Origin of the sequence: Marinibium conchae (genome assembly GCF_015595035.1) — a bacterium.
Taxonomy (GTDB): domain Bacteria; phylum Pseudomonadota; class Gammaproteobacteria; order Enterobacterales; family Alteromonadaceae; genus Glaciecola.
In genome coordinates this window covers 170,576-191,107 of record NZ_JADNRN010000003.1, presented here as the reverse complement: position 1 = coordinate 191,107, position 20,532 = coordinate 170,576, and the positions used below count along the sequence as shown (strand labels likewise).

At 42.7% G+C, this 20,532-nt stretch carries 13 protein-coding genes and 1 pseudogene; 9 read left to right on the top strand and 5 right to left on the bottom strand.

The annotated features are described in order from the left end of the window. The first annotated feature begins 313 nt into the window (after positions 1 to 313). The gene (locus ISG33_RS12315) at positions 314 to 1,363 is read left to right on the top strand and encodes a hypothetical protein (protein WP_195733921.1); all 1,050 of its coding nucleotides are present in this window, start codon (positions 314 to 316) and stop codon (positions 1,361 to 1,363) included. Between the two features lie 120 nt (positions 1,364 to 1,483). On the opposite strand, the gene ISG33_RS12310 is transcribed toward ISG33_RS12315, so the two are convergent. From ISG33_RS12310 to ISG33_RS12300, 3 genes are all read right to left on the bottom strand, one after another. Continuing rightward, positions 1,484 to 2,551, bottom strand: a complete 1,068-nt coding sequence (locus tag ISG33_RS12310; protein WP_195733920.1) for an MJ1255/VC2487 family glycosyltransferase — start codon at positions 2,549 to 2,551, stop codon at positions 1,484 to 1,486. A gap of 23 nt (positions 2,552 to 2,574) precedes the next feature. Next, on the bottom strand, positions 2,575 to 3,093 hold the full coding sequence (locus ISG33_RS12305; RefSeq protein ID WP_195734400.1) for a phosphatase PAP2 family protein: 519 nt from the start codon (positions 3,091 to 3,093) through the stop codon (positions 2,575 to 2,577). Positions 3,094 to 3,185: 92 nt separating this feature from the next. Further along, positions 3,186 to 4,526, bottom strand: a complete 1,341-nt coding sequence (locus ISG33_RS12300; RefSeq protein ID WP_229333578.1) for an NADH:flavin oxidoreductase/NADH oxidase family protein — start codon at positions 4,524 to 4,526, stop codon at positions 3,186 to 3,188. Between the two features lie 293 nt (positions 4,527 to 4,819). On the opposite strand from ISG33_RS12300, the gene ISG33_RS12295 reads away from it, so the two are divergent. Both ISG33_RS12295 and ISG33_RS12290 read left to right on the top strand, forming a co-directional pair. Beyond that, positions 4,820 to 5,560: an EAL domain-containing protein gene (locus ISG33_RS12295; RefSeq protein ID WP_229333577.1), complete on the top strand. Its 741-nt coding sequence runs from the start codon at positions 4,820 to 4,822 to the stop codon at positions 5,558 to 5,560. Between the two features lie 261 nt (positions 5,561 to 5,821). Continuing rightward, positions 5,822 to 7,419: pseudogene (locus ISG33_RS12290) on the top strand (transposase). Positions 7,420 to 7,597: 178 nt separating this feature from the next. On the opposite strand, the gene ISG33_RS12285 reads toward ISG33_RS12290, so the two are convergent. Beyond that, positions 7,598 to 8,050 (bottom strand): hypothetical protein, encoded by a 453-nt coding sequence (locus ISG33_RS12285; RefSeq protein WP_195733919.1) that lies wholly within the window; start codon positions 8,048 to 8,050, stop codon positions 7,598 to 7,600. 359 nt (positions 8,051 to 8,409) lie between these two features. Here ISG33_RS12285 and ISG33_RS12280 point away from each other — a divergent pair, with 359 nt between their 5' ends. After that, positions 8,410 to 9,555 (top strand): phosphatidate phosphatase App1 family protein, encoded by a 1,146-nt coding sequence (locus ISG33_RS12280; RefSeq protein WP_195733918.1) that lies wholly within the window; start codon positions 8,410 to 8,412, stop codon positions 9,553 to 9,555. 105 nt (positions 9,556 to 9,660) lie between these two features. Here ISG33_RS12280 and ISG33_RS12275 read toward each other — a convergent pair whose 3' ends face one another. Next, entirely contained in the window at positions 9,661 to 12,222 is a 2,562-nt protein-coding gene (locus ISG33_RS12275) for a Calx-beta domain-containing protein (RefSeq protein WP_195733917.1), read from the bottom strand. A gap of 221 nt (positions 12,223 to 12,443) precedes the next feature. On the opposite strand from ISG33_RS12275, the gene ISG33_RS12270 reads away from it, so the two are divergent. The 5 genes from ISG33_RS12270 to ISG33_RS12250 all read left to right on the top strand — a co-directional run bounded on the left by ISG33_RS12270 (position 12,444) and on the right by ISG33_RS12250 (position 20,479). Continuing rightward, complete coding sequence (locus ISG33_RS12270) at positions 12,444 to 12,890, top strand: EAL domain-containing protein (protein WP_195734397.1); 447 nt, start codon at positions 12,444 to 12,446, stop codon at positions 12,888 to 12,890. Positions 12,891 to 13,146: 256 nt separating this feature from the next. Then, a complete protein-coding gene (locus ISG33_RS12265) occupies positions 13,147 to 15,690 on the top strand; it encodes a putative bifunctional diguanylate cyclase/phosphodiesterase (protein WP_195733916.1) in 2,544 nt (847 codons plus the stop codon). A 114-nt stretch (positions 15,691 to 15,804) separates the two neighbouring features. Then, on the top strand, positions 15,805 to 18,111 hold the full coding sequence (locus ISG33_RS12260; protein WP_195733915.1) for a chondroitinase-B domain-containing protein: 2,307 nt from the start codon (positions 15,805 to 15,807) through the stop codon (positions 18,109 to 18,111). A 137-nt stretch (positions 18,112 to 18,248) separates the two neighbouring features. Beyond that, positions 18,249 to 19,694, top strand: a complete 1,446-nt coding sequence (locus ISG33_RS12255) for a flavin-containing monooxygenase (RefSeq protein WP_229333574.1) — start codon at positions 18,249 to 18,251, stop codon at positions 19,692 to 19,694. A gap of 110 nt (positions 19,695 to 19,804) precedes the next feature. Next, positions 19,805 to 20,479 carry a nitroreductase family protein gene (locus ISG33_RS12250; RefSeq protein ID WP_195733913.1) on the top strand — a complete coding sequence of 225 codons (675 nt, stop codon included), beginning with the start codon at positions 19,805 to 19,807 and terminating at the stop codon, positions 20,477 to 20,479. Positions 20,480 to 20,532 lie beyond the last annotated feature (53 nt).

Here is a 20,532-nt window from a genome sequence, read left to right as displayed (position 1 = left end):
TTTTATGGTGTATTTGGCTAAACAAGATTCACTAATAGCTTCCAATATGTGCTGAGCGCCACCACTGATTGAGACAAAACAAATAACAACAATTGACGATTACCTTATTCAAAGAGATTTCAACTTTGGTGCCTAAAAGCACTAACGTTAAATATAGCTTGAGCATTAATGTGTTGAGGCACCAGCTTTCTCATATCGCAAACAAGCTTTACATCCAGCTGTCACAAAGGGTAGTGTATATCGCTAATCTTTCTTATATTCTTAGTCAGCATATTTTCTAGTATTTCAATCAATTAATAGAAAAGGAAAATTCATGTCACAGGTATCAAACTTTTGGCCTACTAAGAGTAATCTTCGCTGCTCGTATATTATTAGTTATGGCGAGCGCCTTTTAGGTAGGCCAATAAAAGGAGCAGGTCTTGCCCTACTCTATCATTGGCTAGACCGCTTCTCCAGTAAGTGGGGCCAAAAAAAACAAATCGTTTCTGCGATTGTATTCGTTCTAGCTCTGCTCGCTGTCTTAGCGGGCTCCCTGATCGTCGATCATTATTCAAAAGATGAGGCTCATGAGGAATCAATTTCGAAATCGTCTGATTGCTATCTGGAGGTATGTAGCAGCGAGGTGTCCAAGAAATCCAGTTCCCAAGTTTTTCTTCAGAGTAACCCCAACCAAAATCAAAAAATCGGCACTTTAGCGGACGTCGACTTTAGCAATATGAGCCCCGAAGATTTAGACAAATATTTTGCCGAAAATAATTTTTCTGACGTCAGTGTAGTGTCTACAACTACTTTGATTAAGGAGAGATTCGAAGGACTGAATTTGTTTGAGCGAGAAAGTGTGCTCGATTGGGATCAATACTTAGTAGAGTTAGAGCAACTATCGCATACAGACCCTTTCGCAGTGCCCGGAAAGATTTACACCGCATTAACAAACAAAGCTCCTTTCGAGGTAGTGGAAGAAATTGTACTCAACGGACACAAGCTAACAGGTATCGATATTAGTGCCTTAGCTATGTACCTGAATGTGGAGCAGATTCAAAAGTTAGAAAACTACGGTGTGGATTTATCACTTTCAACTTCGGCAAGCGGCAGTGCGATTGTAAATTCTCTTTTTCACGAAGATGGCCCCAGTATGTTCGAGTACCTAATCGGCAAAGAAGAGCTAGTTTTGTCAACAGAATTTGATGTCGTAAAAGAAGTTTTAGTGATGTCATATAATCTTAAAAGGCCCCCTACATATGCCAAAAAACTAATAGAACGTGGTGCTGTCCTGTCTGAAGACGCAAAGTCTTGGGTTGAAAGCGAGCTGAAAACAAAAGACCCACGCTACTACTCACTAGTAAAAGCAAATTTAAATATCTAGGATTTCATATTTAAACACACTTTCATGAATTAACACTGAAAGGAATGTAAAGCCTCGCGAAATGTAATCATCACCTAAAAACTGTGTTCCATCTAGTTGATGGGTCATACTCAATGAATGTCAATTGAGCTTCTGCTTTACACTCTGTGGATACTTCACCTGCGTCCACAATTGCTCACAAATTGATTGAACATTCTCCCATTCCCCTGCGACCAGCCAATCAACAAGTTGCTGCGGGTCAGACGGAAAAGTTACTGTGTTGCCCTGCGCTTTCTCTAGCCATTCCTCTATCAGGTCGGTATCTAGCTGATAAATTGTATGGCTTAAACCTAAGTCCTGCAGCGCTTTGGCATTCGAAAGTTGTTCGAATTGACCATTTAGAGGTTTCGTTAAAAGCGGTTTCCCTAAGCTTATACATTCGGTCGCTAATTCAAAACCAGCATTGCCAATAACACTTTTGCACTTGCCAAGGGCCTTTTGGAAACCACTTTTACTAGGCGTATTCCATTCAATGTTTTGTGCTTTGTATGGAGAATCAATATCGGGGTGAAAGCAAACAAAGCTGTGTTCACTTAATGGGGCGAGTGTATTTTTGATTGCATCGATTGACTCGAAGGGTAAATAAACAAGCGTATATGCTTGGACCTTATTAATTGAATGCTGAGCGTTAAGGCCTAATTCAACAAAAGGAGGAATAACCGCCTGATTGTAGTGATACCAATGCACACCTAATGAGTGGCGCGTCGGTGCAAAATACTTGATCAAAAACTTATCTATAAGATCTGCCCCAGTGCTAGGAACAGCGTGGCAAAATGCCGCTTGATGACTAATAGAGAGTGACGGCTTGCCTTGTAGTCTTGCTGCCCACGCAGATATAGGCTCAAAATCATTTAATACTAAATCATATTTATCAAGGTTAAGGCTTTTGATATCTTTTATAAATGTCATGAGCTTGGTTTGCTTGATAGTCTCGAGTCTATTGATACTGCCGTTTTGTGCAACAAAGGTGAGCCCTGTTTTTGTTTCAAAGTGGCCAAAGCCTTCCATGTCAAAATACTTATTGCGCTCTCTCCCTGAGAACAAATAATCGACCTCAATATCATGACGCTGTTTGAACGCATTATTGAGAATTCTTGCTCTGGTAATATGACCGTTACCAGTTCCTTGGATTCCGTACAATATTTTCATAGAGTTTCTGCCTAAGGTAGATACTACGCTAAAATTGCTATGCTCAAAGCCGCAATACTGACTCCCAATGCCGCACCTACCAAAACATCAGAAGGGTAGTGTACGCCTAAGAGTATTCTGGAGAGGCCAACCAGTGTTGCCCACGGTAATGCGATCATGATGTATGCAGGATAAAAATAACCAATAATGGTTGCCATCAAAAATGCGGCGGCGGTATGCCCAGACGGCAGGCTAAATTTATCAGACGGTGTAATAAGTGCTTTGTAATTGAGCAGCGTCATTGCCGGTCTTGGTCGCTTAAAATACTGCTTCAATATTAAATACAGTGGTATCTCAAAAGCATAAGCCATGATCGACGTGTAAAAGAAGAGTTGGCCATGTTTGCTATCTAAATAGAATAAAATTAGGCCTAAAATCAGATACAAATGGCCGTCTCCAGTTTTCGAAAGATAGCGAATGGGCCTGCAATTTCGGCCGGTTGTAAATTTGTTAAACCAATAAAAGAGCCTTGTATCTACTTCACTTATTTTGTCGAGTTTCATGCGAATCTCACGTTTGATTACCAACATTGGTAGGCTAAGCCTTTAGTATGAACAAAACGTGACACTACGAGTGCAGAAATATGACAATTGCTCTATTTGTCTTGTGCGTTATTTTTGAAGGTCTTTTTGCGTCTTAAATTTAAACGAATATCGTTAAAGCTATGTTTTAAAAACGAGTGAAATACGCCTAGTTCAGGCTGAGGTTTGAGTTCTTTTGCTAATCGAATTATCTGCCAATAGTAAAAGCCTACTTGCCCAAAGCTATTGATACCCTTAATCAGATTTGATGAGCTATTATTTCCCCAAAAACCTTTACCAAGCACGAGTTTGTGCTCGTGGTCATCGAGCTTGTCGATTTTTTGAGTCACTAAGTCATTTGAGCAATAGGGCTGAGTACACAGCGGGCGAGCAAGGCCAATGAGATCGACTTCGCCAGAGCTAATGGCATTTTCCATAACCTGTCTGCTGCGAAAGCCGCCTGTAAGCATCAGTGGTACTTTTGCGGCTTCTTTGATGCGCTTGGCGTACTCAATGAAGTAAGCTTCTCGTTTTCGCGTGCTTTCTCGCACCTCTGTGGGCTCAACACCGATTAAACTCAATTGTTCGTAGGTGCCTCCAGAGATTTCAAGTAAGTCTATCCCGTCTTGACCTAACCAACTGGCTACCTGAGCGCATTCATCAAGAGTGAAACCGCCTTTCTGAAAGTCGGATGAATTCAGTTTCACCCCAATTGGAAAATCTTTACCAACCGCTAGCCTCACTGCCGCAATAAGCTCTCGTATTATGCGAGCTCGGTTCTCTAGGGAGCCGCCATATTTATCCTGTCGTTTATTAATTTTTGGTGACAAAAATTGACTTAACAAATAGCCGTGAGCGCAGTGTATTTGCACCCCACTGAACCCCGCTTCTTTAGTGATGGCCGCAGATCTCGCAAAGCGCTGAATTACGTCGTCTATATCGGCTTGAGTCATCGCTCTTGGCTTTCCAAAATTGCCCAACATATCGAGCTGAATATCTGAGGGTGACAGCGGCTGCTTATTCACTAGTTTTGGGCATTGTCGGCCAGGGTGATTGAGTTGAACCCAATGCTTATTCCCTGAAGATTTTCCTGCCGAGGCCCAACGCTTTAGTAGTTCAATTGAACTATTATCTTCAAGCACCACATTGCCAGCGCGTTCAAGGTAGCGTTTATCGACCATGATGTTGCCTGTTATTAGCAAGCCAGTTCCACCTTCAGCCCATGTTTTGTAGAGCTGAATGTGCTCATGAGTTGGCCTACCATGAGGATCTGCTAAACCTTCCGTCATCGCGCTTTTCCCTAGCCGGTTGGGAATTACTGTTCCGCAGGGAAGTGCGAGCGGAGTCGCCAATACATTCAGAATTTGCTTAGTATGTTGTTCTTGCGGTGCCAATGAAGTTGAGTTTTGTGACATTTGCTGATACTTCCTCTGTAAACTTGCCTCAGTAGTGCTTTGTAAAAATGAGTATTTACTGAATACCAAAGATAGCGTAGTGCTGTTTAACGCAGTCTATAGTTATCGGGGTGAACAGCAGACTTTATCTTTGCATATGAACTGAGGTTTGGCTACGGAATTGAAGGTGCTAGCATAGGGAATATGTCTGTAGAACAAATGTAAAGAGATGAGAAAGGTTTGTGTAAATCAGCTTATTGTATTAGTTTAAAAGCTGTACTATTTAAGAATAAGTTCTATTTCTATGGTGATGCTTGACAAATTGTAGCCAATGTAAAAATGGTGACGACTTCTCTATTGCTATATCGATGGCATTTCAACCCATCATTGACATCAAACTTAAGCGTGTGCATTCCTATGAAGCGCTAGTAAGAACCATTAATGGTGGTGGTGCCGCAGAGGTGTTTCAACATGTAAGTGCAACTAATATTTATTCTTTTGACCAAGCTTGTAGAGTGAAAGCAATTGAGTGGGCGTCTAAATTAGGAATAACAAGCAATTTATCGATTAATTTTATGCCTAACGCGGTCTACGAACCAGCAAGATGTATTCAAACGACACTCAACGCAGCTAAGAAGTATAATTTCCCCATTTCGAATATCACTTTTGAATTTTCTGAACATGAAGAATATAAAGATGCTGACCATGTTGCTAAAATCGTCAATGACTACAAAAGCAGAGGTTTTTCGACTGCCATCGATGACTTTGGAGCTGGCTTTTCGGGTCTAAAGTTGCTGGGAGAAATTGAAGCTGATGAGGTTAAAATAGATCGTAGTCTCATTAGTGATATACATCTGCATCAAAGAAAGCAATTGATAGTAGAGTCAACCAAAAATATGCTCGACAGGGTGACTAGAAGGATTATTGTAGAAGGTGTTGAAAAGCCCGAGGAATTTAAAGTGCTTCGAGAGTTAGGCTTTCGCTACTTTCAAGGCTATCTTTTCGCGATGCCAAGCTTTGAGTCGCTTCCTACAATAGACTTTGAGCTACTTTAAATTGCACTTTAAATTGCATTAGTGTGATTTGTAGTAGTGTGATTTGTAGTAGTGTGATTTGTAGTAGCTTAAACCTAATCTGGCATCTTTGGTTATGAGTTTCGATTTAACCTGACAGGAGGAAAAAGACAAACTCCGAGCATTCAGGAGCGATAAACTAAGTTGCTGGTTTGTTCGCATAGCAGAAGCTGAACGCTATTCAAATTCAGGTACTAAATCCAGTATCCAAGCGTAAACATTTTCAGCAAACTATACAAAAAATTGGTGGCAAGGACACCATTGTTGCAAGTTCCAAACAAACACAAGTATCAACGTCATCGACCAGAGCAAACATTGCTGTATCAATTGGTTGAGTGTAACTATCCAGACTTTCAAGCGCACCTTTCTCATCAAGGAAAGTCGTTGCCACATCATGTTGAAAAGGAATTTGATGAGTTTCTCAAATGCGGTCGACTTGAGAATGGGTTTTTACGCGTGGTATGCGGCGACTGCAAACATGAAAAGTTAGTCGCGTTTAGCTGCAAGCGACGTGGATTTTACTCCGGACATCCTGTCCTACGCCCTTTGGGCCAACCTTCGGTTGTTCAAAATCGTTCCCAACGATTTTGTGCCCAAGCTGCGGCGCGAGACGAATGGCAGAAAGTGCAGCTTTATTGGTAGATGATGTATTACGGGGCTATCCCATAAGGCAATGGGTACTGAGCCTCCCCATTCCACTTCGATTACTGCTGGCAAGATGCCCAAGTGAGTTAAGTAAAGTGATGGGCGTTATTTATCGCGCCATTTCTACTCATATTGTGAGCCGAGCAGGCTTTACCAATAAACAAGCTAAAACAGGAGCTGTTACCCTCATTCAACGCTTCGGTAGCGCCCTCAATTTGAACATCCATTTTCATATGCTGTTCTTAGAAGGTTCAGTAAGTGAAAATCCATGGAGTGGCACTACCTTTACCCGGATAAAGGCCCCAACACATGATGACATGGTCGAACTGTTGCATACCATTAGCCAACGCATTGCTCGATATTTACAAAAAGTCGGTTTAGTACAACGCGACATGGAAAACAGTTACCTCACTTTGCCAGTAGATGATGAGGATAGTCTGCTGCAGTTGCAAGGAGCGTCTGTCAGCTACCGCATCGCCATGGGACCGCAACAAGGGCAAAAGGTGTTTACCTTACAAACCCTGCCTGCGAGCACTGATGGCGAGTATGGACAGTTAGCTAATACTTCAGGCTTTTCATTACATGCTGGAGTATTTGCCAATGCCGATGAGCCTGAAAAACTAGAACGCTTGTGTCGTTACATCAGCCGTCCAGCTATTAGTGAGCAGCGCTTGAGCATGACCGAGCATGGAAAAGTGCGATATGAGTTGAAGACCCCATATCGAGATGGGACAACTCATATATTCTTTGACCCTTTAGACTTTATAGGCAAACTAGCCGCTCTTATTCCACCGCCAAGGCAAAATTTGACTAGGTTTTATGGGGTATTTGCGCCCAACAGCAATCTTCGATCGAAGGTGACTGCATCGCAACGTGGAAAAAACAGCCCTAAACTCGTTGATAAGCAACACCCGTCTGATAAACCCTATCATGCAAGAGGCATGAGTTGGGCCCAGCGCTTAAAGCGGGTCTTTAACATAGATATTACCGAATGTGAAAAATGTCAAAAGCACAATGTAACGATAATTGCTTGTATCACAAAACTCACCATCATCCACAAGATATTGTCATATCTAGACAAACAAGGCTCACCCATCACTGCCAACAATTCCAGAGCACCGCCAGTCGAAGCTTTGGAGCAAACGGTTATTTTTGATGATTTTACCATCCAAAGGGATTTTGACTTTGGCGCATGACACACGAAGGATACAGTAATGCTTGAACATGTTTTATGTTGAGGCAAGGTCTTTCGCATCTCACTATCCCAATTTCAGCACCAAAGGTCAGCTGACTTACTCACCTCAACGACGAATATTTCACAAATTTCTTTAACACCACAAATGAGTACACGCGAAACTGCCCTAAAGCCAGCTGTCACCGAGGGTAGTAGATAGCGTTAATTTGTCTTATATTCTCACCAGTAACTTCTGCGTCTAAAGTAAAGTACTTAATACCTGCATTATTTAATTGTTCATTGCCTTGCAAGGTAACAGATACACTCATGGCGTTAGGATTATTGATATCTCCACGGTTCTTGCCTTCCACAGCGATTTCACAATCAAACTCATCAATATTGGTTGATTCAGTAATATTCACTTTCCCACTTAAGCAATATTCCGGATAAGGCTCTTCGTAGTCGTCGCCATCTTCGTTTTCATCATTGTCTTGATAGTTGGCAGCATAGGCTTTGTCATCAAGCTCTTCATAACTATCAAGCTGATTTGATGCGCTATCCTCTGAAGGGCCGCTGCAGGCACTGAACAAAAATATGATACCTGCCGTTAATAATAATTTGATCGAAGTCGACCTTGATGCTTTATTTTCCATGCTTTCTATTTCCTATTAAGACTTAGTAAATGGTCGTAATGTAGCGCAATAGATTTGTATAGGAAATAAGCAAATTTAAAAAAACGGCAGCAAGTATAAAAATATCTGGGTAATACGAGGTAATAAAAAAGCAAATTAAATAAGCACGAGAAGTATTAACGGTACATGCTAGTCTTTATAGCAGTTGAATTTAAGAAGTGTTTTTAAGCACCAAAATCGAAATCCAGTTGGGTTTCATTATCGTTTACTGGCAGGTTTTGCGATAATTCCTTTATCGGCGATACTCTATACGTGTTGATAGTGATAGCTGAATCGCATTTATTATTTAGGTCAATCAGCCGTGCCTATAGGAGCGCCAGATGCATGCAAAGAGATTCTTGAAGCGTAGTTTTCTTATCAGCAGTTTTCTGTGGTTAAATGCTTGCGCTGCAGGAGACTTTCAAGACCAAGCACTGAGTGTTCAAGAGAATAACATCGCCCCTGATGAAGTGTTGCAGTTTTTTACGACAGATGCGTTTCTACGTGATGCAAATGGTGATGGTACCGGCGAATGGCAGATTCCTGTTCATGCTTGGGTATACGAGCCAGCAGATAGTCAGGTTCGCATGAAAGTTGTAAAAGAGAGTTTGTGGCTTGCTTATGATATCGACATCGACAATGAAAACGCGGCCACTTTTGAGCACAGGATAAATCAGTTTCTGGTTGATAATGAAAGAGGTAAATGGTTCACCATAGCGCTTAAGACGAAAAGCAACTTAGCCTCTAAAAATCTATACCGCGTTGGTAAAACACAGGAAAACGGGCAGGTACTAAGCTATTTTACAGCCAGTAATGTAGACGAAGATCAGGATAACAAGGCTTTTATTCAATCTATTCAGTATTGTACTCGCATTCATTCAAGGGAAGTATGTGGTCGAGCTCGCCTGATTCCTCAATATGGCATTTCTGTGATCAGCGACATTGATGATACTGTTAAAATTAGTGAAGTAAAATCAAAGAAAGCACTGCTTGAAAATACATTTCTGAACTCATTTTCCGCTGTTCCAAATATTGCTGAGGTATATTCTTCGTGGTCTGAGCAAGGAGTGAGTTTTCACTATGTTTCATCTAGCCCTTGGTACTTATATTCCGAACTTGAGTCATTTCTGCAACTTGCTGGCTTTCCTGATTTTTCACTTTCGCTGAAGTCGTTCCGCTTTCGAGATGAAAGTCTGTTGGCACTTTTTAAAGATGGTGAAGCGACAAAGCCTGCGCAGTTGCGCCAGATTTTAGATAAATATCCACAAAGACAGTTTGTTCTCATCGGCGATAGTGGTGAACAAGACCCAGAAGTCTACACCAGTATTAAATTGCAATATCCTGAACAGATAATTGGCATTTATATTCGTGACTTAGCACCAAATGGAGAGAACACGCGGCGTATTGAAGGCTTAGTTGAGCGCATGGGCGGTTTTCCAATTTTACTTTTTCAGGAAGCGTCAAGCTTGCCGTCAACGATTAAATAAAAATGAACTAGCGCCTAAATAGTGACAATTGTCATTCGGTATTGATGACTTTTGTGTCTATCTAAAGCTAAGGCTCTAATAGAAAAGGCTGTGGCGCTCACTCACTTAACTGCTCTTGCAACCGTTTGCCCTGATTATTAATAAACCCAACAATCCTAAAAGCCAAAAGACACTTATAGAGCCGCCAGAATCACCGGCGTTCGGCGTGGGTACTGGAGCAGGCGACGGGTTCGGTTCAACTGGATCAGGTGTACCCGGTTCGCCATCGGTAATACTCACTCGAACAACTCGATTTTGACCCAGATTCGCGTTTTCTGGGGCTGTTAAGGTAACGTAAAACGATTCCTCAGGCTCAGCCAACGAATCTTGGAAAATACCAATGATCACACTCGCTTCCGTTTCCCCTTCCGCAAAGGTCAGTGTACCTCGTTCATCCAGATAGTCATTACCGTTACCAAAAAGTGCTGTCTCCGGACTGACACTAAAGGCAACCGTAGACTGACCGATTGCATCTGCGGTTCGCGTTGCGACTAGCACCACTTGCCTCTGCTGCTCGGTGACTGCATAGTCGGTAACAAGCCACTCTATTGCTGCTTCATTGTCGTCAATAACCACTGTTGCTGAATCAATTCGGGTTTGCGGATCAGAATACAAACTCAGCGTGAATTTCTCGGCTAACTCAAACTGACTATCGTCAACGATGTTGACACTAAGCATTTTACTTGTTTCACCGTCTGCAAAAACCAGCGTTGCATCTGGGAGTATATAATCGACATTTTGTTGTGCAGAAATTGCATCACTAGTTATGCTGACTTGCAGGCTCCCTGTGTTTCCAGCCACGCGCTCAATCACAATGTTTGCTTGTGCTTCGCCTTCCCTGATTCGAGTGACCGTATGTGAAAATTGAATGTTGCCAGGCGCATTTTCCGCCATCAATGGATTAGTATTTGCGGTAAGCTCAAGATCATTACTTATGCCATCGCCATCTGCATCTTCAGCGCCCGGTGATGGGTCACATGCCTCTGAAACAATCAACGCAAACCCACTTAACAAATACCGTTCAAAGTAATTTTGCTGCCAGCAATAAATTCCCGTATTGCCCAGCAAGTTGACGTTCACCCAACGTCGCTGTTGACTTATTAAGGTCGAAATATCGGTAAGACTGTTCTCTGATATATCCAGATCGCGCAGCCGCGCTGAGGTTTCCAGTGCCGTCACTTCCGTGATGGCATTTAATGACAGGTTCAATCGGTTTAGATGAAGCAATCGCGACAGCGGAGTGATATCTGAGATCGCATTATTCGACACATTTAGCACAGATAGCGACGATAAGCTTGCCAGGGGTAATAAAGACCTAATGTTATTATTGGCAAGCTCAAGCACCTCTAACTGAGTAAAATTCTCCAATCCGGCCAAGGACTCTACCCCGCCTTGATCACAAACTAATTCAAACATTGATGCCGCATAACGAAGATTCTTGGTTGATATTGTTTGGCTTACACACTGTTTTAACTGGCTATCCTCAATTTCATTCAATGCATCTTCGGCAAGACGTAAACTACCCTCAGACTCGACCAAAGTAGCCGCTTCAAAACGCACTTGATTGAGAGCAAAGGAGGCATCAGCACCCTGCGCAGCGTCGGTACGCTCAATTCCACAAGCGTAACCATTACAATTGCCTTCTGAGTTAGAAAACTGCAGTACTTTACTGAAGTTTGCATTGAAAACCCCTGGATAGGCCATGATAGTTGCGAATGCATTGTCAAAGCCATGACCTAAGGCAAAATTATAGGTATAGCCACCTGTCGGTTCTTGCGGGTGCGAATGACCCAGCCCCAAATTATGCCCTAATTCGTGCGCAAAGGTATCTTCAGCACAACTATTTGCCAATATCGCGCGGGTTGATACCACATGAAACATATGTCGCGCATTGCCAAGGATTTGATCGTTGCCGAAGGCAACGCCACATGAGGTATCTGCAGTAATCAAACTAACAATATCAGCCCCAGTTTCAGTTCGGATATTGGCTATCTCTGCGAATGCTTCATGACCTGCAGTCGTTATATCAATAAGACTGGCATTGGCATCTTCATTACTCGCATAATTAACTTCTACCATACCCACACCGTTAAGCTGTATGTGGACATCGCTATTGGCAAAAGCTTCGTTAGCCAGAGTCATTAGATAGTTAATATAGGTCGGTAAATTACCGTCATACTGGCTAGCAGCTTCAGCCGTATAAACAAATAACACATCAATTTGCGCCGTATCTTTGGACGAAATCGCCGGCGTTCGGAGAAGGTACTTCCCGCTTTGCGGTGTAAAATCCGAACGAGGAGCAGTTTGCCTCGGCGGTATAACGACATCCGTTTCCGTGGCCGCTGCATTGACATTTCGCGTTGCGCTAACAATGGCAATCTCGCCGGTTAACTTGCTGGCACTGACATGATAAACCGCGGTATTGCTTTGTATCCTATCCTGGATCGTATGTTCCCCAAGGGTCAGTATGGCGATTTCATTGGGGTTTGCAGTCAGTACAATGCTCTTATCACTGTTTCTATGTTGATAGGCAGTTCGAGCTGTTGACCTACCGACAAAGTGTCCCGTTCCAGCAGCTGTAAAGTCATTGCTGAGGGTTGCAATGACGAGGACGGTACGGTTGACCATAGCGGTTGAGCATTAATTGTTGAACAACAAAGCATCAAACCAACCACTTTGCCGAATACACGCACTATCTCCATTGTGATCCCTTTTCGGTTACGTTCTAACCAAGAATGAGCATATCGAGACCCTCAAAGCAATGCAAATGAAGATTTTAAGCTCAGCAGCAGTTGGAGAACCTTCAAAGCCCTTAGTTTGCTAACGCGGTCTACGAACCAGCAAGATGTATTCAAACCACACTCAACGCAGCTAAGAAGTATAATTTCCCCATTTCGAATATCACTTTTGAATTTTCTGAACTTGAAGAATATAAAGATGCTGACCATGTTACTAAAATCGTCAATGACTACAAAAGTAGAGGTTTTTCGACTGCCATCGATGACTTTGGAGCTGGCTTTTCGGGTCTAAAGTTGCTGGGTGAAATTGAAGCTGATGAGGTTAAAATAGATCGTAGTCTCATTAGTGATATACATCTGCATCAAAGAAAGCAATTGATAGTAGAGTCAACCAAAAATATGCTCGAAAGGGTGACTAGAAGGATTATTGTAGAAGGTGTTGAAAAGCCCGAGGAATTTAAAGTGCTTCGAGAGTTAGGCTTTCGCTACTTTCAAGGCTATCTTTTCGCGATACCAAGCTTTGAGTCGCTTCCTACAATAGACTTTGAGCTACTTTAAAGATAATTATCACTCATAGACTATAGCTCTCTTTTTAGTCTTCCGACACAAATGTCGCTAACTCAGATCTCTTAGCACTAGACTTAAGTCTAGTTTTTCGTTTAGTATGCACCGCAATATGTTTAAAAAATAAACACAAAAATTAAAGAATCAGGTTGAATCAAGGATAACCTAAACAGGGTTTCAACTAATTTGAGTAAGCAAATACGAGACATCGGCAGTACACGCATTTGTTTTTCTAGGGCATCTTTGATCAATGACTCAGGAACTATACCAGTTTGTTCCATTTTATTTCTCGGCAACAATAGGCTTAAACGCCCTTTGTGCGGCTATTCTTCTCGCGTCATCTTTAAATCAAAATCGACCGCATTTTAAGTCACTTTGTGTTGGCTGTTTCGTTGGTATTTTTTATCAATATAGTACCTGGCAGTTTCATGACTCGAAAGACATTGAAACCGCTTTAGAGTGGCTCAGCATACAAACATCCACCGTTATTCTCGTGCTACCGCTATACGTGATAATTTTTTTACAGTGGAGCAGGCAAAGTTACTCGAGTAAATGGATAATTGCTTTCACGATCCTAAGTGCCGTCTTTTTCACCATTAATGTTATGTCACCTTATACACTGCGTTTCAGCGATAATGTTGAGATGGTGCGGTATATCTTATTTAGCGGTGAGGAAGTTACCCGCCTTACGGGTACGCGAAGTATTTTTATTGTGATGTTCCAGTTCTATGCTATCGGCACATTAACTGTATTAATATGGGTAGCAGCAGGGCTAATTAAAAAGAAGAAATTTTTACTGTCGTCTTTTCTCATACTCACTCTGATTGCTCAGGTTGCGGTGGCGCTTAGCAGCATTTTTGTCGATAAAGGCATGATAGAAATGATCTATTTAGGCGGCGTTCCCGTCACCATATTAAATTTCATCGCCTGTGTTACCGTGGCAACATCGCTAGAAATAAAGACAAAGTCACTTAAGCTGCAAATAGGAAAAAGAGAAGAGCTGGAGTCGGTGTTCGCGTCATTAGCCGAGGGCGTTTCTGGCGGAGACAGCGACCAATTTTATGTTAATTCAATGGTGCAGCTGCAAAAATTGAGTCAGGCTGATTTAGCTTATTTATGCATTTACAATAAAAAGCAAGAAGAAGATATTGTTAAAACCCGCGTTGTGCTGTTCGACGGGCAAATGGTAGATAATTTTTCTTATCCAGTTGAAATGGTGCCGACAGAACTGATGGACTCTGACGATATCATCATAGTAAAGCAAGATCTGGCTCAGCAATATCCTCATCTAACCTTATTCACTAAACTGAATGCATCTGGTTTCATATCAGCTCCGATGCTTAATGAAGAAGGTCAGTTGGAAGGCGCAATAGTATTATTATTTAAGCGAGCTCTCAAAGACGATCCTACTTTTACCAAGATACTTGAAATATTCAGAGCCAGAACAGGAGCTGAACTTAAACGCGACAGGCTTGAAAAGCAGATGCATCAACAAGCTTTTTTCGATTATCAAACCGGTTTACCAAATCGCTTTAGGTTGCACGAACTTATTAACAAGAGTTACGACCAGAGCAAACTTGATAATACTGAGTCGGCACTAATTGTCTTTGACCTTAAGAATTTCACCGACGTCAATCGCCAGTATGGATTCGAAAATGCCGAATTAGCGTTACAAGCGCTCGGAAAAAGGCTCAAGGCTTACAGTAATAATAATATCCAAGCGTGCAGGGCCGGTGGTAACAAATTTGCGATAATCATCAGCTCAATGTCGTCGCAAGTGGATGGCATGATTGATGTGCATTGGCAGGCCATACATGCGCTAGTGAAACAGCCCATTAAACTTGATTCACGCACTGTTACCTTAGACTGCCGTGGCGGTTTAGTGGTTTTCCCCATGCAAATTCAGGCAAATATTGAGGTAATACGCTGTGCCGAAATCGCCTTGAATCAAGCAAAAAGAGAGAATGTTGAATCACTTTGTAGATTTGATGCCAGTATTCTGGAAGAGATAGATCGTAAAACTAAAATTGAAAGTTTGTTGGCGCAAGCAATTAAAAATGAAGTTGAGTTGTTTGCGGTATATCAGCCAAAGGTTGATGCAAACGGCAAATTGATTGGCGCAGAAGCCCTATGTCGATGGATAAGTGATGAAGTTGGTTTTGTCTCACCTGATGAATTTATTGCCTCTGCAGAGCGTTCGGGTTTAATCGATAAGCTTGGCATGTGGATGGTGCGAACCGTATGCAAGCAAATTGTGCACTGGCAGGATAAAGGCTTCATTATACCAAGCAGAATTGCTATTAACGTTAGTGCGATTCAGCTGATTGCTGATGATTTTGTTGAAAAGTTAGTTGCAGAAGTAAAGTCGCATAATGTGAAGCCTAAACAAATCGAAATCGAACTCACCGAGTCGGGGCTGTTAACCAATATCGAAGATTGCATAGTGAAGCTACAAAAGCTCCGTGATGCCGGCTTTACAGTTGCACTGGACGACTTTGGTACCGGCTATTCATCACTCTCTTACTTAAAAGACTTACCGCTTGATGTACTTAAAATCGATCGCTCTTTTGTTAATAGCCTAAATACCGAGAACTCTGCTGAGTTGGCTCGCGCCATTATTACAATTGGCAAACACATGTCGATGGACATCGTCGCAGAAGGCGTTGAAGAACTAGAGCAAGTCGACATGTTAACAGGCATGGGCTGTAATATTTTCCAAGGTTACTATTTCGCAAAACCGATGAAATCTGATGAGCTTCTTGAATGGGCTCAAGCTGAGAATGCATCTACATAGTTAAATAATAATTGGTAATGCCACTTTACAGCTTAGACGGGTTGTTTTGTTTGTGTTAGTGTTATGCAAAATTTATGTAAAAAAATGTATAACACTGGGAAAGGAACACAAACAATGAAAATGAAGTCATTTACTATTTGCGCGTTGGCCCTTGCGATTTCGGCCTGTGGGAATGGTGAGAATACCAATAACCCTGGCGAGATCTCATTAAGCGGCATAGCATTGGAAGGCCAAACGATTACGGCTACGGTCACAGATAATGATGGCGTAATTGCTAGCACTCTGCGATTTCAGTGGCGCTCAGGCAATAGTTTGATCGATGGAGCGAATGGTCCCACTTTAGAGCTTACAGCTGATCAAGTTGGTGACCCTGTATCCGTTGTCGCTTCTTATGATGACGAGGCTGGCTTTACTGAAGTCGTGTTATCTCGACAAACTACCGATGTTGAACGTTTAATTGTGAATATAATAGGCACCTTATCTATTTCCGGTGAGGCGATTGTTGGTAGCCTATTATCTGCTAGCCTAAGCGATGAAAATGGCATTGGCGAGAGTATTAATTATCAATGGGTGGCTGATGGTCAGGCCATTGAGGGTGCCGCAGATGCCACCTTCGAAATAACAGAAGCACAAATCGGCACAGCTATTAGTCTTATGGTGACCTACACCGACAATGATGGCTTCGACGAAACACTAAGCTCAGATTCAACTGCGCCTGTTATTGCGGCACCAAGCAACTCACAGGCAACAATATCCATTGCTGAATCAACGCTTTTGGTAGCAGGTACACAAGTTGTATCAACCCTTGTTGATGGTAATGGAAGCTCAAACGCAACTGATTATGTTTGGATGGCGGATGATGTCGTTATTGCCGGAGCTAACACCTCAACCTATACGCCTACAAGCGACGATAGAGGTAAAGTGCTTTCAGTATCCATTTCATTTACCGATGATGAGGGGTTCTCTGAAACGGCATCGGCAACCGCCAGTGGCGTTGTTCATACTGTTATCACCGACAGCCTTGCAGATCTTGTAGCGGCTAGCGCGACACTTGTCGACGGTGACGTAATAGGCATTAACACCGGCAATTACGCCAATACTGATACTGACGCGATAGCTAACAGCATGACTTTCACAGCGAATAACCTACTCATTCAACCTGTATTAGGAAGTACTGCTGTGATTTCTGGGCCGATGTGTTTCGAACTTAATGGCGATGGTATTACCGTCGATGGTTTGCGTTTTGCTGATGTGAATACTCTGAATGGTTCAAACTGTGCAAGTAGTGGCGGCAGTGCAATAACTATGCGCGGCGACGGCGTTACCTTTAGCAATAACGTGATAGACAGCGAGCAAGTTGGTCGTGACCAATCTGCCCAATTCTCTTGGATAGCGCTACGCGGAGTGGGTAGTACAATTACTCGCAATAGTTTTACTGACAGTACCGGCCAAAAAGCCTTGACCAGCGGTGGCGTTATTTCGGTATATTCCAGCGCTACCGCGGGGGTTAATCAAGACCACACTATTAGCTATAATTTGTTTAAAGACTTCCCTGATAACGGCACAGCAGGTGACCGAAACGGTAGCGCCTATATGATACAGCTTGGGCGCTCTACGGGTGCTGACTCTCAGGGTGTTCTTAATACAAGCGTACAATTCAACCTGTTTAAAAATGTGACCCTTGACCGTCGTTATATTAAGGTTCAGTCAGGTGGAAACACTATCGACAGTAACACCTTCCTCGACGGTTCGGGCATGATTGCCCTTGAAGACGGCAATAACAATGTGGTTAGCAATAATATTATAATCAACTCACTGAGTGACAATAGCGATGATGGCGGTATAAGCTATGGTCCTTTTGGTCATACAATAAGCAATAACTATATTGCTGGTTTGCGCACAACTTCTGGTGATAGAGCAGGCTTGTATGCAAATAGCGATGTTATTACTAATTCAGGTAATGCTACGTCAACGATTGCTCTGGTAACAGTTGCCAATAACTCAATCTTCAATTCACGTGAAGCACTTGAGTTTGGGTCGAGAGAATGCAGTGCATCAGCACAGTTTATCGTTGATTTTGATAATAATTTGATTGCAAATGATGAAGAAGGTGACAATCTCGGTTTAGCATCAAATGGCAGGAGTCGAGAGGCGATACAAGATGATTGTGACCTTGACGCAAGCTCAGATTTTGACAACAACCATATTTATTCACGCGATATTACCAATAGTGGCAGCTCATTCTTTGCTCTCTTTGTTGGTAGTGCTGGTAACATTGAAGGTGCTCAGGGTGACGCGGATATTGCACAGGCATCCAACGGCTTGTGGCAAGGTCAAAACGCAGATGCGGATATCGGTGCTGATGTATCGGCCTTAACTTTTCTCACTGAGGCCGATGTCGGCCCCGGCTCAGAGAACTAAGGCGCAAACCCGATGTTGTTTGCAGCATCGGGTTTTCATTTTTATCGCTCTTCTACTGCAATACTAGACAAGTGCTCGCGCATAATAGAACATCACTCCAGTAATTCCTTATTCGCTGTACCCACAAGGAAATGATAATGCATGCAGTAGTGATTATTGGTAGTGGCTTTGGTGCCATAACCGCGGCAATTGCCCTTCAAAAGCGCAACATATCAGATTTTGTGATGCTAGAGCGTCGCTCTTTTTTTGGTGGAACCTGGCTGCAAAATACTTATCCGGGTGCTGCCGTTGATGTTCAGTCTCCGCTATATAGCGTGTCTGGAGAGCCTTATGTTTGGTCACACTTGTTCGCTAAACAGAGTGAGCTAGCCGATTATACTGAATCATTGATCCAGAAATATTTACTCGACCAACACATTAAACTTAATTCTGAAGTGATTGAAAGCAGGTGGATGGGGAGTTTTTGGAGGCTTAGTTTGGCAAATGGAAAGAGCCTCGAAGCTAAAGCTGTTATTAATGCAACTGGGCCTTTAAGTACTCCCGTTATTCCAAAGTTTAACAATATGGCGGATTATCAGGGCGTTTCCTTTCACAGTAATGATTGGCAGCATGATGTTGAGATTGATGGCAAAGATGTGGCTATTGTGGGAAGTGGAGCCAGTGCAGTTCAAATCATTCCTGCAATTGTTGACCGCGTCAAATCACTCGCAGTTGTGCAGCGCACACCACATTGGTTGTTGCCGCGCATGGATTGGTCATTCCCCAAGTGGCTTGCCAGAATCTTAGCCTTTAGACCACTTTATACGCTTATTCGTTGGTGTATTTATTGGGCCTTAGAATTGAGGGTTATTGCCTTTAAATATAGTCCTTTTTTGCTCAAACTGGTGGGGCACTATCCTGCACTAAGGCATCTCAGGAAACAGGTGGAATCACCTCAACTTCGAGCCAAGTTAACCCCCGATTTCACCATCGGCTGCAAGCGTATCATTGTTTCAAACACTTATTACCCGGCTTTGCAAAAAGACAATCTACGTTTGTTTGATGCCAGCGATGCCATGCTTGGCTTTTGGGAAGGCGGCATTGAGTTTGCAATAAGTGGTAAAGTTAAAGCAGATGTAGTGGTTTTTGCAACTGGTTACGATGCCGCAGACTCTATGATTTCATATAGCGTTATCGGTCAACATAATATAGCGCTCTCACAACAGTGGAAAGACTATCCTCGCGCATACTTGGGAACGACTATGCCCAACTTTCCAAACTTCTTTGTAGTGACTGGACCGAACACAGGAATTGGCCACACCAGTGCTATTTTTGTGATTGAATCGCAAATGAAATACATCAGTCGGTGTATCGATGAATTGCAAAAAGAGACTGTTACAAGTATTCAACCTAGTGCCGAAGCTGAGATGAAATATACCAATATGGTGCATGCTGAAATGCAACGCACGGTATGGAAAAACGGCGGATGTTCAAGTTGGTATCAAAACAAACAAGGTAAAGTTATCGCTATGTTTCCTGGTTTTTCCTTCATTTATAGAAGTATGTGCAAACGCTTCAAGAAATCCGATCATCTTATTCGTTAAGTTAGTGATAAAGTAGTCTCTTCTTGTGAATGTTTGCTTTGCCGATATACTGATAGAAACAGAGTCACGAATATACAAACAGCACCTTGCCATAAAGAAAACAGAAGCCTATGAAAGCACACGATGCCACGCCCCTATCTGATTATATCGAATACTCTCAAGAGGAAATGAAGCGTCGTGCTGCCTCATTTTATGATGATATTAAGCGCCGGCACAGTATCCGAAGCTTTAGCGAGCGTCCAGTGCCAAAAGAAATTATTGAGCATTGCATTAAAGCTGCGGGCACAGCGCCTAACGGGGCGAATCATCAACCTTGGCATTTCGTCGCCATCCACTCAGCCGATGTGAAAAAGAAAGTGCGGGAACAAGCCGAGTTGCACGAGCAAGGTTTCTATTCAGGCAGGGCAGGTGAAGAGTGGCTGGATGCCTTGAAACCACTCGGTACCGACGCGCAGAAACCTTATTTGGAAACCGCTCCTTGGTTAATTGCGATATTCAGCCAAAAAAAGGGGGGTATTACTCCTGGCGAAAAGCAACAAAATTACTACGTACACGAATCAGTGGGCATCGCCACCGGATTTTTGATAACTGCTTTGCATCATGCCGGTTTAGTAACACTCACGCATACGCCCAAACCAATGTCGTTTTTGTCCAAGATTTGTGAGCGCCCCGACGATGAACGCCCCTACATGCTCTTAATAGCAGGGTACCCAGCTGAAAATGCTACAGTGCCTGCGCATGCTAGACAAAAGAAAAGCCTCGATGAAATTTGTACGTTTTTGTAGTATCGGCTATTAACTTGGTTCATTCGCACGCTAGTCTTGAGTCATCGCTCATA